This is a genomic window from Aneurinibacillus thermoaerophilus (genome assembly GCF_900099925.1).
In the GTDB taxonomy this organism is placed as follows: domain Bacteria; phylum Bacillota; class Bacilli; order Aneurinibacillales; family Aneurinibacillaceae; genus Aneurinibacillus; species Aneurinibacillus thermoaerophilus.
Genome location: NZ_FNDE01000026.1, coordinates 35,000 through 49,729, shown reverse-complemented (window position 1 = coordinate 49,729; position 14,730 = coordinate 35,000). Strand labels below are relative to the sequence as shown.

Annotated in this window: 18 protein-coding genes; 17 read left to right on the top strand and 1 reads right to left on the bottom strand. The window is 48.8% G+C overall.

All coding sequences use genetic code 11. From position 1 onward, the window contains the following. Positions 1–100: 100 nt before the first annotated feature. The 13 genes from BLR88_RS12900 (at position 101) to BLR88_RS12840 (ending at position 10,637) form a co-directional block, all read left to right on the top strand. The gene (locus BLR88_RS12900; RefSeq protein ID WP_091260849.1) at positions 101–1,612 is read left to right on the top strand and encodes a cobyric acid synthase; all 1,512 of its coding nucleotides are present in this window, start codon (positions 101–103) and stop codon (positions 1,610–1,612) included. 22 nt (positions 1,613–1,634) lie between these two features. After that, a complete protein-coding gene (locus BLR88_RS12895) occupies positions 1,635–2,282 on the top strand; it encodes a precorrin-2 dehydrogenase/sirohydrochlorin ferrochelatase family protein (RefSeq protein WP_057897666.1) in 648 nt (215 codons plus the stop codon). 21 nt (positions 2,283–2,303) lie between these two features. Continuing rightward, positions 2,304–2,945 carry a 5,6-dimethylbenzimidazole synthase gene (gene bluB / locus BLR88_RS12890; RefSeq protein WP_057897667.1) on the top strand — a complete coding sequence of 214 codons (642 nt, stop codon included), beginning with the start codon at positions 2,304–2,306 and terminating at the stop codon, positions 2,943–2,945. Further along, positions 2,945–3,493, top strand: coding sequence for a cob(I)yrinic acid a,c-diamide adenosyltransferase (gene cobO / locus BLR88_RS12885; protein WP_057897668.1), 549 nt, complete (start codon positions 2,945–2,947; stop codon positions 3,491–3,493). The genes bluB and cobO overlap by 1 nt, the downstream gene beginning before the upstream one ends. Continuing rightward, positions 3,493–4,599, top strand: coding sequence for a threonine-phosphate decarboxylase CobD (cobD, locus tag BLR88_RS12880; RefSeq protein ID WP_057897669.1), 1,107 nt, complete (start codon positions 3,493–3,495; stop codon positions 4,597–4,599). The genes cobO and cobD overlap by 1 nt, the downstream gene beginning before the upstream one ends. After that, positions 4,596–5,144, top strand: a complete 549-nt coding sequence (gene cobU, locus BLR88_RS12875; RefSeq protein ID WP_057897670.1) for a bifunctional adenosylcobinamide kinase/adenosylcobinamide-phosphate guanylyltransferase — start codon at positions 4,596–4,598, stop codon at positions 5,142–5,144. Before cobD ends, cobU begins: the two co-directional genes overlap by 4 nt. Further along, positions 5,141–5,884 (top strand): adenosylcobinamide-GDP ribazoletransferase, encoded by a 744-nt coding sequence (gene cobS / locus BLR88_RS12870; RefSeq protein ID WP_057897671.1) that lies wholly within the window; start codon positions 5,141–5,143, stop codon positions 5,882–5,884. The genes cobU and cobS overlap by 4 nt, the downstream gene beginning before the upstream one ends. Then, complete coding sequence (locus tag BLR88_RS12865) at positions 5,881–6,468, top strand: histidine phosphatase family protein (protein ID WP_057897672.1); 588 nt, start codon at positions 5,881–5,883, stop codon at positions 6,466–6,468. The genes cobS and BLR88_RS12865 overlap by 4 nt, the downstream gene beginning before the upstream one ends. 45 nt (positions 6,469–6,513) lie before the next feature. Then, positions 6,514–7,383: a GHMP family kinase ATP-binding protein gene (locus BLR88_RS12860; protein WP_057897673.1), complete on the top strand. Its 870-nt coding sequence runs from the start codon at positions 6,514–6,516 to the stop codon at positions 7,381–7,383. Further along, positions 7,380–8,087, top strand: a complete 708-nt coding sequence (locus BLR88_RS12855; RefSeq protein ID WP_057897674.1) for an adenosylcobinamide amidohydrolase — start codon at positions 7,380–7,382, stop codon at positions 8,085–8,087. Before BLR88_RS12860 ends, BLR88_RS12855 begins: the two co-directional genes overlap by 4 nt. Before the next feature lie 2 nt (positions 8,088–8,089). Beyond that, positions 8,090–9,058 (top strand): adenosylcobinamide-phosphate synthase CbiB, encoded by a 969-nt coding sequence (gene cbiB, locus BLR88_RS12850; RefSeq protein ID WP_409359903.1) that lies wholly within the window; start codon positions 8,090–8,092, stop codon positions 9,056–9,058. 320 nt (positions 9,059–9,378) lie between these two features. Beyond that, a complete protein-coding gene (locus BLR88_RS12845; RefSeq protein ID WP_057897676.1) occupies positions 9,379–10,116 on the top strand; it encodes a DUF4230 domain-containing protein in 738 nt (245 codons plus the stop codon). Positions 10,117–10,325: 209 nt separating this feature from the next. Beyond that, positions 10,326–10,637 (top strand): helix-turn-helix domain-containing protein, encoded by a 312-nt coding sequence (locus tag BLR88_RS12840; RefSeq protein WP_057897677.1) that lies wholly within the window; start codon positions 10,326–10,328, stop codon positions 10,635–10,637. Between the two features lie 44 nt (positions 10,638–10,681). Here BLR88_RS12840 and cls read toward each other — a convergent pair whose 3' ends face one another. Beyond that, on the bottom strand, positions 10,682–12,208 hold the full coding sequence (cls, locus tag BLR88_RS12835) for a cardiolipin synthase (protein ID WP_082705864.1): 1,527 nt from the start codon (positions 12,206–12,208) through the stop codon (positions 10,682–10,684). Between the two features lie 151 nt (positions 12,209–12,359). Here cls and BLR88_RS12830 point away from each other — a divergent pair, with 151 nt between their 5' ends. The 4 genes from BLR88_RS12830 to BLR88_RS12820 all read left to right on the top strand — a co-directional run bounded on the left by BLR88_RS12830 (position 12,360) and on the right by BLR88_RS12820 (position 14,694). Then, on the top strand, positions 12,360–13,022 hold the full coding sequence (locus BLR88_RS12830; RefSeq protein WP_057897678.1) for a YigZ family protein: 663 nt from the start codon (positions 12,360–12,362) through the stop codon (positions 13,020–13,022). 140 nt (positions 13,023–13,162) lie between these two features. Further along, on the top strand, positions 13,163–13,330 hold the full coding sequence (locus BLR88_RS19085) for a DUF2759 domain-containing protein (RefSeq protein ID WP_236781957.1): 168 nt from the start codon (positions 13,163–13,165) through the stop codon (positions 13,328–13,330). A gap of 93 nt (positions 13,331–13,423) precedes the next feature. Beyond that, a complete protein-coding gene (locus tag BLR88_RS12825; RefSeq protein WP_057897679.1) occupies positions 13,424–13,696 on the top strand; it encodes a YciI family protein in 273 nt (90 codons plus the stop codon). Between the two features lie 59 nt (positions 13,697–13,755). Next, complete coding sequence (locus BLR88_RS12820) at positions 13,756–14,694, top strand: 4-hydroxy-3-methylbut-2-enyl diphosphate reductase (RefSeq protein WP_057897680.1); 939 nt, start codon at positions 13,756–13,758, stop codon at positions 14,692–14,694. Positions 14,695–14,730 lie beyond the last annotated feature (36 nt).

Here is a 14,730-nt window from a genome sequence, read left to right as displayed (position 1 = left end):
GGAAAATATATCTTGGTTTTTTGGTTAATAGTCTCTCGAATTCAACTGGAAATTCGTGATTTTGAGGGGCTTAAACATACTATACGAGGAGGAATCGTAGATGAAAGCGATCATGCTGCAGGGAACTTCATCTGATGTTGGCAAAAGCGTGTTATGCACCGCGCTTTGCCGCATCTTTTATGAGGACGGCTGGAAAGTGGCGCCTTTTAAATCACAAAATATGGCTTTAAATTCTTACATTACGCGCGATGGCAAAGAGATTGGACGGGCGCAGGGCGTGCAGGCGGAAGCGTGCCGGATCGAAGCGACGGCTGACATGAATCCGATTCTTCTGAAGCCCAAGAAAGACATGATTGCTGAAGTGATCGTGCGGGGCGAGCACTACGCGGACATGGGCGCAGCTGCGTATCGGGAAGATTATGTGCCCACGGCGCTGCCTATTCTGCGCGAATCGCTTGACCGGCTTGCAGCGGAATATGAGGTGCTTGTTATCGAAGGTGCAGGCAGCCCGGCGGAAATTAATTTGAAAGATCGAGATATTGCCAATATGAAAGTAGCGGAACTGGCCGATGCGCCGGTTTTGTTGGTGGCGGATATCGATCGGGGCGGTGTGTTCGCTTCGCTGGTCGGCACGCTTTCGCTACTGGATGAATCGGAACGGGCGCGGGTAAAAGGGTTTATCATCAATAAATTTCGCGGAAAATTCTCTCTATTGAAACCTGGATTGGATTGGCTGGAGGAATATACGGGTATTCCGGTGCTTGGCGTGATTCCGTACGCCGATACAGGTATTGAAGCGGAAGATTCGCTTGCGCTGTCGAATTTAAAGCTGAAAAAGCGGGATGAAACCGGCGAATCGCTTGATGTGGCATTTATCCGTTTGCCGCGCATTTCTAATTTCACAGATCTTGATCCGCTATATGATGAACCGGGAGTGAGAGTGCGTTTGATTGGTTCAGCGGCGGAATGGAATCACCCGGACATTGTGATTTTGCCAGGAACAAAAAATACGACGGATGACTTGCTCTGGCTTAAGCAAACAGGACTTGCTGATTTAATCTGCGAAGCAGCACAAAGCGGAACCCATGTAGTCGGAATTTGCGGCGGGTATCAAATGCTTGGCAAAAAGCTGTTTGATCCGGACCGAGTGGAGTCGAACCATCTGGAAAGCGAAGGGCTTGGGCTTTTGCCGATTCATACGACATTCCGCGCGGGAAAACGAACGGTACGTGTTCATGGAAACGTTGCAGGCGCATCTTTCGCCTCCGGTCAGACGGTAGAAGGATATGAAATCCATCTCGGTCGGACAGAAAGGGAAGCGGGAGGACGGCCTTTGTTGCAAATTGCGGACGGGCATATGGATGGTGCGATTAGCGATGACGAAAGGGTGTGGGGGACATATTTACACGGTGTGTTTCACAACCGCGCGTTTACAAGGGCATGGCTTAACGACATTCGGATGCGCAAAGGCATGAAGCTGGTCGACACCGAAGTGCAAACCGAATCGGAGCGAAGGGAGGGGAGCTATGCGGCGCTGGCTGCGCTTGTGCGTCAACATCTGGATATGAAAAAATTGTACGAAATCATGAATCTTTCGCTTCCGGTCAAATAAGTGGAACAAGGAGGTGTGGCGGATGGCCGACCGTTCATATCCTGTATTATTGAAACTAAAGGACAAACCGTGCGTTATTGTGGGCGGCGGCAACGTAGCGGAGCGCAAAGTGCTGGCTCTGCTTGAGGCGGCCGCTGCCGTAACGGTGGTAAGTCCTACAGTAACTTGGACCCTAAAAGAGCTGGCGGAATCCGGGCGCATTGTCTGGTGTGCGAAAACATTTGAGCCTTCTGATATTGCGGGTGCATTCCTTGTATTCGCCGCGACAAACCAGCCGGAGATTAATCTGGCTGTATATAGGGCGCTGGGGCCGGGACAGCTGATTACGATCGCAGACAGACCTGATTTGAGCATGTTTACTGTACCGGCGCAGCTAAGGCGTGGACGTTTACTTCTGGCCGCAGCTACAGAAGGGGCAAGTCCAGGGCTCGCGTCCAAAATCATTGGGGAGTTGACGGAAACATACGATGAAGCGTATGAACTGTATACCGATTTTCTTGCTGAGAGCCGTGCGGTTATTTTGCAACAAGTGGAGCAACCGTCCGTGCGTCAGCGATTGTTCAAACGGCTTTTGGATGAACAATTCCTGCGCGATGCAAGGGAAGGAGATGCGGCTGCTCTCTGGCGTAGATTTAAAGAAATTATGGCAATAGAAAGTCGGAAGGTTTGAAGAAAGGGAAGGGGAGAGAGTATGTTTACAGAGCAGGAGAAAAAGGCCGTATATAAAGTGATCGAAACACGCCGTGACGTTCGCTCGTTTCTACCGGATCCTTTACCGGAAGACGCGGTGCGACGAATTTTGGAGGCGGCGCACCACGGGCCGTCCGTTGGCTTTATGCAGCCGTGGAATTATATCCTGATTACGTCTCCCACAGTGAAAGCGCGTCTGGCTTGGGCGGTGGAAAAAGAACGGAAAGCCCTTGCTATTCATTATGAAGGGGAGCGGGCTGAGAAATTTCTTAAGCTGAAAGTGGAGGGGTTACAGGAAGCGCCGCTTACCATCTGTGTTACGTGTGATCCGACGCGAGGTGGCTCCCATGTACTTGGTCGCAATTCCATTCCGGAGACGGACATCATGTCCACGGCGTGTGCCATTCAGAACATGTGGCTTGCTTCATGCGCCGAAGGGATCGCAATGGGCTGGGTAAGCTTCTACAAAAAAAATGATGTTCGTGATATTCTTGGCATTCCACCGCACATAGAACCGGTGGCACTTCTATCGCTGGGCTATACAGAACAGTATCCGGAAGCTCCCATTTTGGAAACAGAGAAATGGGAGAAAAGACTAGATCTTGATACGTTAATCTATCACAATCAATGGGGGAATACGTAATGGCTCAACCGGATAAAAAACGCGGACTTGTGCTTGTTTATACGGGAGATGGGAAAGGGAAGACAACAGCGGCGCTCGGCTTGGCGGTTCGGGCGGCGGGACGCGGCAAACGGGTACTGGTGATTCAGTTTATCAAATCGCCGGAGCGAACATATGGCGAGAAAATTATATTTGACAAGCTCGGTATTGAGATGTATCAGAAAGGCGTTGGCTTTACGTGGCTAAAGACACCTGAAGAACACCGGGAAGCGTTAAAATCAGCCTGGGCGTTCACGAAAGAAAAAGTGATGAACGGCAAATATGATGTCGTGATCTTGGACGAGTTAAATAACGCGCTCGCTATTCATACGTTTCCTATTGATGATGTATTGCCGCTTGCAGAAGTTCTGGAACTTATGGAGAAGCGGCCGTACGGCATGCACATGGTGATTACCGGCCGGAACGCGAAACCAGAAGTGCTAGACAAAGCCGATTTAGTCACTGAAATGAAGCCGATCAAGCATTACTATGATGAAGGGATTCCGGCCGTACAGGGGATTGAGTTTTGATGGCGTACCTTGAACAGTTTGGGCACGGCGGCGATTTGCTGACAGCCTCCGCTTTGTTTGGAGTAACTCCGGAGAAGTTGCTGGACTTTAGTGCCAATATTAACCCGCTTGGCCCCCCGCCCGTCGTATTGGAAGCAGTGGAGCGTGAGATGCAAAATATTGTTCATTATCCTGATCCGGCGCATCGCTTGTTCATGCGAGCGCTTGCGGAAAAGTATCAAGTGACGGAAGAAATGTTGCTCGCAGGCAATGGGGCAGCCGAATGCATGGCGCTTCTGCTGCTTTCGCTTGCACCGAAGACGGTCGGTGTGATTTATCCTTCGTTTGTTGAGTATGAGCAGTTGGCCCGCCGGTTTGGCGCTTCGGTTATCGGTTGCACTGGCAGGGAGGAACAGGGTTTTTTGCCTTCACTGGAGGATTTACGTTCGTTGCTGAAGGCGGTGGATGTGCTATTTATCGGGCATCCAAACAATCCGACAGGACTGATGTATGGAAAAGAAGAGCTGCATCAGTTAGCGATCTGGGCAGAAGAAAGTGGAACCTATCTGGCGCTCGATGAAGCGTTTATTGACTTCTTGCCTGAAGGGGCCCAACCCACGCTTCTCCCGGAACTACAGGCGTATCCGCATGTCATCTTGCTGCGGTCGCTGACCAAGTTTTACGCGATTCCTGGTTTGCGCCTGGGATTTGCAGTTGCCCATCCTGCGGTTATTCAGCGGATGCGGGAGAAGCAAGTTCCTTGGAGCGTGAACCGTTTGGCGCTAGCTGCGGGTGAAGCGTGCTGTCGGACAGGCGCATATGAAAGTGAAACGCGCGCGCTTATTGCTAGAGAGCGCCAGTATCTAAGCGAAAATCTTGCGAAGCGGTTTGGTTTTTATGTGTGGCCAGGGCAAGCAAATTTTCTGTTGGTTCGTTTGCCTGAAACGATGACGGCGCAGGTATTGCAGCAAAAGTTGGGCCAGCGCGGCATCCTCATTCGCAGCTGTGCGATGTATCCGGGACTGACGCCGCATGATTTCCGAGTTGCCGTGCGTGATCGCAAAGACAATGCTCGGTTGCTTGCGGCACTTACAGAAGTTCTGGATAAAAGGGGGAGAGGATTTTGAGCATCGTGTTTGTTACCGGAGGCGTTCGCTCTGGCAAAAGTGCGTTCGCGGAGCAGCTGGCTAAAGAGAAGGATGTGTCCGTACTATACGTTGCGACAGGCGTTGCCACCGACAAAGAAATGGAACAGCGGATTGCCTTGCACCGTGAACGTCGACCTGCTTCATGGGAAGTGGCCGAACATCCGTATGACGCCGATGCTTTTGTTTCTGAGTATAGCGGTTATGAGGTCGTGCTTTTCGATTGTGTATCCACATGGCTCAGCAATTTGCTGCTTACGTTTCCGGAGGGGCGCTGGCGTGATGGGGCTGCGACAGAAGAAATCAAAGGGAAGATTGAGCGCTGGCTTTCTGGTGTGCGTCAATACCAGGGAACGATGATCGTTGTCTCGAGTGAAGCCGGTCTGGGAGGTGTGGCAATGTCGCGGTTAGGCCGGTGGTTTCAAGATATGCTGGGTTGGGCCAATCAGCGGATTGCTGCGGAAGCGGACGAGGTATACGCTGTTATATCCGGTATTCCGTGCAAGATTAAGGGGGAGCGGATATGAACGCTTTTTTTCATGCAGTCGCTTTTTTGACGCGCATTCCGGTTCCGAGACTGACGGATGATATGAAAGATTGGCAGCGTAGCGTCGCGTTTTATCCGGCGGTTGGCTTGCTTTTGGGAATATTGTTGTGCGGAGCGGCGTTTGTTGCTTTCTGGCTATTGCCCGTCCCGGTGGCCGCTGTCATCGTATTGGTCGGCTGGGTCTATAGCACAGGCGCTTTGCATTTGGACGGATGGATGGATCTGGCGGACGGGTTAGGTAGTTACCGTGACAGAGAAAGGGTTTTTGCTATTATGAAAGACAGCCGCGTCGGTGCGATGGGAGTGACAGCCGCGATTCTTTTATTTATGGTGAAGGTGGCGGCGCTTTATGAGATTATCGCTTCGGGGTTACTTGTCTGGTTGATTCTTCCGCCGTTGTTGGCGCGTACTGGGCTTACGGCCGCCATTTGGTTCTGGCCGTACATAACTGAAAAAGGATTGGGTACAGGCCTGCGCGGTGGGCTTACCGAATGGCGGGTCGCCTCTGGTTTTCTACTGGCTGTCGGTTTTGCTTTCGCGTTGTATGGCATAGCCGGATTGCTCGTGTCTTTTGTTGTGGCAGTATGTGACTGGCTGTTTTTGCGCATGGTGGCGCGAAGGCTTGGAGGTCTTACGGGCGATTGCTACGGAGCCCAGGTGGAATGGGCGGAAGCGGTGACTCTCGTATGCATTGTCATCGCCGGGAGGTTTTGCGCATGAGATGGATTTGGGTACGGCATGGCGAAACGCAGGAAAATCGGGAGCGTCGTTATCTTGGCCATTACGATGCTCCGCTGACCGCGCGCGGACGAAGGCAGGCGGAAGTTGTGGCCGAGAGGCTCAGCGGGGAACGAATTGATTTTATTTATACGAGCGATTTGCTACGGTGCCGGGAAACGGCCGAGGTTATCGCGCGCGTTCACGGTCTCTATCCATTTGTTGCTAAAGAATTGCGCGAATTAGATTTTGGAAAGTGGGATCGGAAGACGTACGAAGAGATTATGCAAAGGGATAAACAATTGGCTAAAGAATGGTATAATGATCCGTATACTATTACACCTCCTGAAGGTGAAAGTTTACAGGAGCTCGGAAAACGGGTAGATCGCTGGCTGTTAGCCTTACAAGAGCGGATGCATCCGAGGGAAATCGCGGTGCTGGTAAGCCATGGTGGTCCGATTCGCTGGTTTCTTGCCACTTGGATCATGGAAACCCCGGCTTGTTTCTGGTCTGTGAAAAATCTCGGCCCCGGCGAATTTTTTATCGCTGAGAAGTGTGGACAAACCTGGATTGCACGATCATTATAGAAAGAAAACAGAAAAGATAGACGGATGGGAAAAGAGGAGAAAATCATGAAAGCTATTACAGGCACAGCATGTCACACATTTGGCGAGTTGCTGCAGGGACAGAGAGAAGGCGTCCCTTTTCTCGTTTCCTTGCCGATTGAAAGCTATGTAAACGCAACATTTTATCCGGCTACTTCAGGTGAGTTGATGACTTCGCCGCAAAAAGTCAAAGTATATCGCGTTTTGCGGCGCTTGATGAATGAATGCAAGATTTCGCTTCATGGAACATTGTTATTGGAGAAAACGCTGCCTGAGAGCAAAGGATTCGCCACAAGTACGGCTGATATGGTAGCGGCTTGTCGGGCGGTATCCAAAGCATATAAGCTGTGTCTTTTGCCTCAGCATATTTCTTCATTACTTGTGCAAATTGAACCGACTGATGGGATTATGTACGACGAAGTGGTTGCCTATCAACATCATCATGGCCGGGTGATTACGAGCTTGGGATATCTTCCTCCGCTGCGGATTATTGGCGTGGACCGCGGTGGGAAGGTGGATACTGTATCGTTTAACAAGCGCTTGGCTGTATATACGTGCCAGGAAGAAAAAGAATATGATAGGCTTTTGCAGAAACTTCAGGAAGCTTTTCGTGAGGGGGATAGCGAGCTTATCGGATATGTGGCGACGCGCAGCGCAGAAATGCACCAAAAACGTCTCGCGCATCCGGACTTTGAAGAATTGAAAGCGCTTTGCCGTGAAGCGGGCGGCCTTGGCGTAGTGGTGGCACACAGCGGAACACTTGCTGGAATTCTGCTGGATGCGAGTTCTTCCTCGTGCGAAAGAAAGGTAGATATGTTGCAGAAGAAAATGAAAGGCTGGCCCCGTACCGTTTATACGTTTTCCGTCGCAAGAAGCCAGAAGGGGATTGTGGTATGAGCCAGCCGTTTCGTTCTTCCGTATCGTACGTATCTTCCATATGGACTGATATTTCGCTTGAATATAAGGAAGATCATATTCTTTTGCGATCTTTTGAACCGCTCACTGTGCTGAGCAGTGCGCTCTGGGGGGGAGGGCTGTCAAAGGCCACCCATTTTGTAAACTGGAAAGTACCGCTTACATACCGCTGTGAAGATCCGGCGCAGATGACGCAGAACCAATTGGTGGCGTGGGGGTATCCCCCGGAATCGACAATCGGCTTGCAGACCGCAGCCAAGTTGACCCATGCCGCGGTGACGGAAGAAGAAGGAGACCGTTTCCGGATGATTTGCTGTGCTACGGCAGGAACAAGTAACGGTGCGCGTGCGGGGAAAGCACGCCGCACGTTTTCCGCCTATCAGTGCGGCACGATTAATATTTTTTTACTGTTGGACGCGCATTTGACGTCTGCCGCCATGGTAAACAGCATTATTACGGCTACGGAAGCCAAAGCAGCCGCTTTGCAGGATTTGGGTATAATCGATGAGCAAGGGAATATTGCGACCGGAACAACGACCGATTCGGTCGTGTTTGCTGTAAGTCAGAATATACGGTACGGGGCGCCGCATCAGTTTGCCGGTACGGCGACAACGATAGGTAATACCGTGGGTCGGCTTGTGTATCAGGCTGTATACGAAGCGATTGCAACACAGGAGGAACCTTGATGCTGGCGCGTGCGTTAGTTCTGCTTGCCGCCTATATTATCGACCGCATTGTTGGCGATCCGCGTTGGTTGACTCATCCGGTCGTATATATGGGCCGCGTAATTGTTTGGCTGGAAAATTATATCCGTCGTCTGTTTCCACGGGAAGAACAGTTGAAGCAGGCGGGTGTTTTGTTTCCGGTTGTGCTTGTCGGCGGTAGCTTTTTGCTCATCTGGATGCTGCTTGAATTGCTACGCTTGGTTCATCCATGGCTGGCGTGGGCGGTGGAGGCATGGTTGATTTCGACGACGATCGCCACCAAAGGGCTGGCGGAAGCAGGAATGGGAATTTATCGCTTGCTGAAAGAAGATAAAATCAAGGAAGCGCGAAAGGCGCTTGCAATGGTGGTAGGACGGGACACACATTCCTTAAACGAGCGGGAGATTTCGCGAGGAGCGGTGGAAACAGTGGCTGAAAATATTGTGGACGCCATTTTGTCCCCGTTATTTTACGCTGCTATTGGAGGAGCACCGCTCGCCATGGCGTACCGTGCGGCCAATACACTTGATTCGATGGTTGGATATAAAAACGAAAAATACTACAATCTCGGGTGGGCGTCGGCTCGTTTCGACGATATCGCCAATTATATCCCGGCCCGGCTCGCAGCTCTTACGCTTATATTGGTTAGTTGGGTGCTGCGCCTGAACTGGCGGAAGTGCGCGGTCGTCATTTTGCGTGATGCGAGGCTCCACCCGAGTTTGAATAGCGGTTTTACGGAAGCGGGTGTTGCCGGTGCGCTCGGCATTCAGCTCGGAGGAACAAACTATTACCAGAGTGTTCCTTCGCATCGGGCGAAAATGGGTGATCCTGAACGTCCGATTGCTCCGGAAGATATAAAAGAAACGGTCGCCATCATGCATTGGACAGCGTTTTTCTTTTTGCTTGCTTGTCTGGGTAGCATACTGTTCGTCGCGTTGTTGTATAGTATATAGCAGCCCCTTCTTTTTTCGACGATGTATAGTATTATAGAAACCATATGACAATTTATTCGTACTATGATCATACACAAAAAGTCGCCTGTTTTATTCAGCGACTTTTTCGTTGTTTTGACGTCCAATTATTTATAGAAGAGGTTTTATATACATCGCTTTTGGCATTCAGCCCAACACTAAAACATATCCTTGACAAGATTGATTATATTGTGCGCATGGGGGAATCAAGATGCGGATACTCTTGTTTTACTTTTCAAGTTAAGCATTGAGTTTGGTGTAGACTCTATCATAAGTTGTATCTATATTGGGAGGAAGAAGCGGTGAACAACAAGGACGAAATTTTACAGCGGACGCGCGATTCAGTCAATGAGCGTGGGGGGGCAACTGTCTATCGGTTGCCATATGCGGAGAAAGAGCCTGAGCAAAAGGGGCGCTTCCGTCTGAAGTTCCCTTTGTTGCAGTGGCTGAATAAGTGGAAGAAGATCGTAGCTTTTTTTGTTCTCGGTTGTATAATTATCGGAAGCGGCATTTGGGCGGGAAGCGGGATGTTTGGCGCTTCGCGGGTTACTAGCCAAACGGTAGTGCAGGAAATTCAGGAGCTATCATATTTAACTACGGCGGAAGTGGTGATGATGACGACCCTGGAAGGAGAGGACGCTTATCGGTTTTATAACATAGAACTTCCGGGTACAAAGCGCTTTTTCCACATTGACGTCCCGGCTAAGATATTGGTTGGCATCGATTTGAAAAAGGTTACACCGTCCGACATCAGAATTGACGAGACGAACAAACAGATTACGATCACTTTGCCGCGGGCGGATTTTCTACAGGCTCCAAATATTGACATCAATAAGGTGAAAGTATTTACGGATGAAGGGATTTTCCGGGAAAAGATGACGCCCGAAGAGCAGCGGGAATTCTTGATTCGGGCACAGGATAAACTTCGTCAGGAGGCGGTAGGTAGCGGCGTGCTGCGAACGGCAGAAGACAGAGCGGTGCGCGTGTTGCAGCAGATTTACAAGCCGGTGGGCTATCAGGTGAATGTAGCGTTTAAATAAAGGTATGTTTCATAAATCATAGATTGTTGAAGAATACGTCTCTCTGGCACTTTATATATAAATATAGCCTGATATATTGCTATCTTTCGTGGTTTGAGGGAAGAGTGAAGAAGCAAGAAAATGTATATAGAAATATTAAAAAACTTGAAATCACGAATACAAATCAGAAATAATAAAGATAGCAAATGCGGGTAAAGAGAGGTGGAACGATGGATATAATAAATGAGATGTTTCATTCGCCAAATGATTTATTCTCGTTGGGCCTTGATCCGTTTGAGTTTATGATTTATGTGTTCCTGTTGCAAATCGTACAGCGAAGTGAAGGCAAATGGATGCCGTCCATCCGTAAAATTGCCGCGATGTGCAATATGAACAAGAACACGGTAGAAAGAAAAATTAAGAGTTTAGAAGAAAAGAAGCTTATTAAAATTCATAAATACCAGAATAAGAATCGGTACGAAATTTTGCCAATAGAAAATATACAGCAGGATAAGATGGGCGACTATTCGCTTGCACGATAAAAAGCGCAAAAAAGAGCGGGCAAATCACCCGCTCTTTTCCGTGTTTATAAAAGTGGCGACAGAAGCCGCGCCACCGATTCAAGCACACGGTGGTGCCAGGGGCGTTGGTTGTATTCTGCGAGCGTAAGCTCTTTGCTGTCCACCAGATCTCTAAGGAAGTCTTCCTCCAGCTTATAGACGGAATTGCTATTATAAATGATAGCATTAACTTCAAAATTATGCTGAAAACTGCGAATATCCATATTTGCCGTTCCGATGGAAGCGACTACGCCATCGACGAGCAGGATTTTGGCATGTACAAACCCGGGCTGGTACAAGTAGAAACGCACTCCCGCTTCCAAAAGTTCCTGGAAATACGAGCGTGAAGCCCAAAATACCGTATGATGATCCGGTCGACTCGGCAGGAGAATGCGAACATCAAGACCGCTTAACGCTGCTGTTTTAAGCGCCATACTAATAGAATCGTCCGGGATAAAATAGGGCGATGTAATGTAGATTTTTTCTTGTGCTGTTGCGATAATGGAAAAATACATCTGCCAGATTGACTCCCAGTCTGAATCGGGGCCACTCGCGGCGATCTGGATCAACTCTTCGCCCGGTGATTCCGTAAGCGGTGGAAAATAGCGGTCGTCGTTAATATTTTCATTCGTGACAAAGAACCAATCTTTCAGGAAGATGTTTTGTAGCAGATACACCGATTCTCCTTCAAGGCGTACGTGAGAATCGCGCCAGAAGCCAAAACGGGTATCTTTACCGAGATATTCGTCCCCGATGTTCAGGCCGCCTACAAATCCAATTTTTCCGTCGATCACGATAATTTTACGGTGGTTACGGTAGTTGAGCTTGTTGCTGAGAAAGGGCAGGATAACCGGGAAGAACGTGACGACTTCCACGCCTGCTTCCCTGAGTTCGGCGATATATTTTTTATCCAAGTGCACGCTGCCGACCCCGTCATAAATGACTCTTACCTTGACCCCTTCACGCGCCTTGTCTATAAGTACTTGTTTGAATTGCTGACCTGTTGTATCATGCCGGATAATATAAAATTGGAAATGAATATGGTCTTTCGCCTCAGACATATCCTGAATCATCTGGCGGAACGTCTCATCGCCATTGGTAAGAATCTTGCTTCGGTTATTTAATGTAAATGGTGATTCGGCGACATTCATCATTAAATTAAGGAGCCGACGTTTGGAAGCAAGGTGCGGATAGTCCCAGAAATCGTTTTCATCCAGCATACCTGCTGGGACGGTTTCCAGTTTTTTGAGGACTTCCGCGTTGCTAATGAACTTATTACGGAATAATTTGCGCTTGCGTACGTTCCTGCCCAGTAAAATATAAAAAATAAAACCGACAACTGGAAGAAAGTTCAAAACAATAAGCCAAGCCACGGTGCGGGAAGGATTGCGGTTTTCCAGCACGATTACGCATGCAATTAAGAATACGGACAATGAAAATAAAAAGGTAAGATAAGGCTCAATCGTCCGCCAGAAAGAAACTCCCGCTTCTTCTGGGGCAGCGACAAGCAGAAGAGGTGCCGGTATTACGGCGCTAAACAAAATCCACGTCATCGTACACCAACCTTATCTGTGATATTATGTATTTATCTTATTATATCCTCTAAAATCAAAATGGGTCTATGTTTGACCCGATTCTTCTTTACCAAAAATATACCGTCCTACGGATAGAAAATGGATAAACCGGAAAGGAAGTTGTAGTTGGATGTTGCAGCGGTATTTAACGGTAAAGCCGGAAGGCGGCCAGACTGAGATTGAGATAAACCGTTCCCGCTTTATTAGCTACGTACGGCGGGTAGAGACGCAGGAAGAAGCGATTGCTTTTATTCAGGAAATCAAGAAAAAACACTGGGATGCTACGCATAATTGCTCGGCATATATTGTGGGTGAGCATGACCAGCATCAGAAAATGGATGATGATGGGGAACCAAGCGGCACGGCAGGCAAACCGATTTTGGAAGTGATTAAGAAAAAAGGGCTGAAGGATACAGCTATTGTTGTGACTCGATACTTCGGCGGCATTAAGCTCGGTGCTGGAGGACTTATCCGCGCATATGGTAAATCGGCAAGCGCTGGCGTGCATGCGGCTGGTGTCGTGGAGCGTATTTTAACGCGTGAGCATCACTTTTCATTTGATTATACGTTTCTTGGCAAAGTGGAAAATGAATTGAATGCGCGCGGTTTTCAAATCGTCGGCATTCAGTATCTTGATAAAGTGATAGTGACGGTAGGTGAAGAGGAAGGGGAAGAAGAACCGCTCAAACAATTGATCACAAACCTTACAAACGGCCAGGCGGAATGGAAGCCAGGCGATCTTGTGTATATTGAAATCGATCAGGAAACAGAACCTGAAGAAGACGACGAATAGCGGCGCTTCTTGCCCGCTTTCTCCGGAAGAATTGAGTGAAAATACGAAAACTTTATTTGCCAGTCATTGTTTAACTTTGGTAAAATAAAAAGTGTTTGGGGAATAATAACTTCAGCTTTATATGGGAGGAGTTGAGGGGCATGTTGATGAACATTCTTATGTTCATCTTTACATTTTTTGTTGCGTGGGGTCTTCGGAACGTAACGAAGCAGAAAAATAAGTTTGGGATGGTATTTACGGCGATCGCGTTGGCAGTTTGCATTTTTGCCGACGTTTTAATTGTGGCGACTGGATTTGCGGTGCCTTAAGATGTAAGCTTAAAGACAAGCTTGAAAAAGGGGTTGGACGAGCGGACGCCCCTTTTTTGCATGGAATTTTATGAGGAAAAGGGGATAATCAAAATGAAATATGTCGCATTTTTGCCCATTATCGATCAGGAAAAGAATGCTCAATACCGTCCGGCCCACCTCGCGTATATCAATAAATTGTACCATGAAGGGAAAATAATGGCCGCAGGCCCGTTTACTGATGGGAAGGGCGGCATGGTGATTTATATTGCGGATACATACGAAGAAGCGATGGAACTTGCGAAGAATGATCCGGTTGTCGTCGAAGGTGCTCGCTCGCTGGAATTGCGGGAATGGGGTGCGCTGGCGCTGCCGCTTGAGTTATAATAAAAGACGGCAGCTATTATAGGAAGCTACCTGAATCGAGAGTGGGGAGGCAACACAACATGGAAGTTATCAAAATCTCGCCCCGCGGCTATTGCTACGGCGTCGTGGATGCCATGGTACTGGCGCAGAAAACGGCGCAAAACTTTGATTTTCCAAGACCGATTTATATTCTTGGCATGATCGTGCATAACAGCCATGTGGTGAAGGCGTTTGAAGAGCAAGGCATCATCACTTTGGACGGTCCAAACCGGATGGAGATGCTTGAGAGAATAGATAAAGGTACGGTAATTTTCACCGCACACGGTGTATCGCCTCAAGTGAAGGAGCGCGCCCGAGAAAAAGGGTTAACCGTGGTGGACGCGACCTGCCCGGATGTGACGAAGACGCACGATTTAATCCGGGAAAAAGTCGCACAAGGTTACCATGTTATTTATATCGGTAAGAAAGGACACCCAGAGCCGGAAGGAGCATTGGGTGTTGCGCCTGGCCGTGTTCATCTAATCGAGAGAGAAGAAGATATCGACAAGCTTGACGTGCCGTCTGAGAAGTTAATTGTTACCAATCAGACGACGATGAGTCAGTGGGATATTAAGCATATCATGAACAAAGTCATTCAAAAGTATCCGCACTGTGAAGTTCATAACGAGATTTGCTTGGCGACACAGGTACGTCAGGAAGCGGTAGCTGAACAGGCGGGTGAAGCTGATTTGCTTATTGTTGTTGGTGATCCGCGCAGCAATAATTCGAATCGGCTGGCGCAGGTAGCAGAAGAGATTGCGGGTGTGCCCGCATACCGTATCGCTGATTTGGGCGAACTTAACCTTGAATGGCTCAAAGGCAAGAAGAAGGTAGCAGTGACGTCAGGTGCTTCTACACCGACGCCGCTAACCAAGGAAGTCATCGCGTTTTTGGAGCAGTATGATGAAACAAAGCCGGAAACATGGGAGAAAAAGCGGACGGTTAATATGAAGAAAATCCTGCCGGCGTACAAACGATAATGAAGAGGCAAATCTGTGAGGCAAACCTGTGTAGGT

Coding starts and splice junctions, on each gene's coding strand:
- BLR88_RS12840 (WP_057897677.1), top strand. CDS start 10,326: ATGGATATAATAAATGAGATGTTTCATTCGCCAAATGATTTATTCTCG.
- BLR88_RS12830 (WP_057897678.1), top strand. CDS start 12,360: ATGTTGCAGCGGTATTTAACGGTAAAGCCGGAAGGCGGCCAGACTGAG.
- BLR88_RS12820 (WP_057897680.1), top strand. CDS start 13,756: ATGGAAGTTATCAAAATCTCGCCCCGCGGCTATTGCTACGGCGTCGTG.
- BLR88_RS19085 (WP_236781957.1), top strand. CDS start 13,163: ATGTTGATGAACATTCTTATGTTCATCTTTACATTTTTTGTTGCGTGG.
- BLR88_RS12895 (WP_057897666.1), top strand. CDS start 1,635: ATGGCCGACCGTTCATATCCTGTATTATTGAAACTAAAGGACAAACCG.
- BLR88_RS12855 (WP_057897674.1), top strand. CDS start 7,380: ATGAGCCAGCCGTTTCGTTCTTCCGTATCGTACGTATCTTCCATATGG.
- cobO (WP_057897668.1), top strand. CDS start 2,945: ATGGCTCAACCGGATAAAAAACGCGGACTTGTGCTTGTTTATACGGGA.
- BLR88_RS12825 (WP_057897679.1), top strand. CDS start 13,424: ATGAAATATGTCGCATTTTTGCCCATTATCGATCAGGAAAAGAATGCT.
- bluB (WP_057897667.1), top strand. CDS start 2,304: ATGTTTACAGAGCAGGAGAAAAAGGCCGTATATAAAGTGATCGAAACA.
- cobS (WP_057897671.1), top strand. CDS start 5,141: ATGAACGCTTTTTTTCATGCAGTCGCTTTTTTGACGCGCATTCCGGTT.
- BLR88_RS12900 (WP_091260849.1), top strand. CDS start 101: ATGAAAGCGATCATGCTGCAGGGAACTTCATCTGATGTTGGCAAAAGC.
- cls (WP_082705864.1), bottom strand. CDS start 12,208: ATGACGTGGATTTTGTTTAGCGCCGTAATACCGGCACCTCTTCTGCTT.
- BLR88_RS12865 (WP_057897672.1), top strand. CDS start 5,881: ATGAGATGGATTTGGGTACGGCATGGCGAAACGCAGGAAAATCGGGAG.
- BLR88_RS12860 (WP_057897673.1), top strand. CDS start 6,514: ATGAAAGCTATTACAGGCACAGCATGTCACACATTTGGCGAGTTGCTG.
- cobD (WP_057897669.1), top strand. CDS start 3,493: ATGGCGTACCTTGAACAGTTTGGGCACGGCGGCGATTTGCTGACAGCC.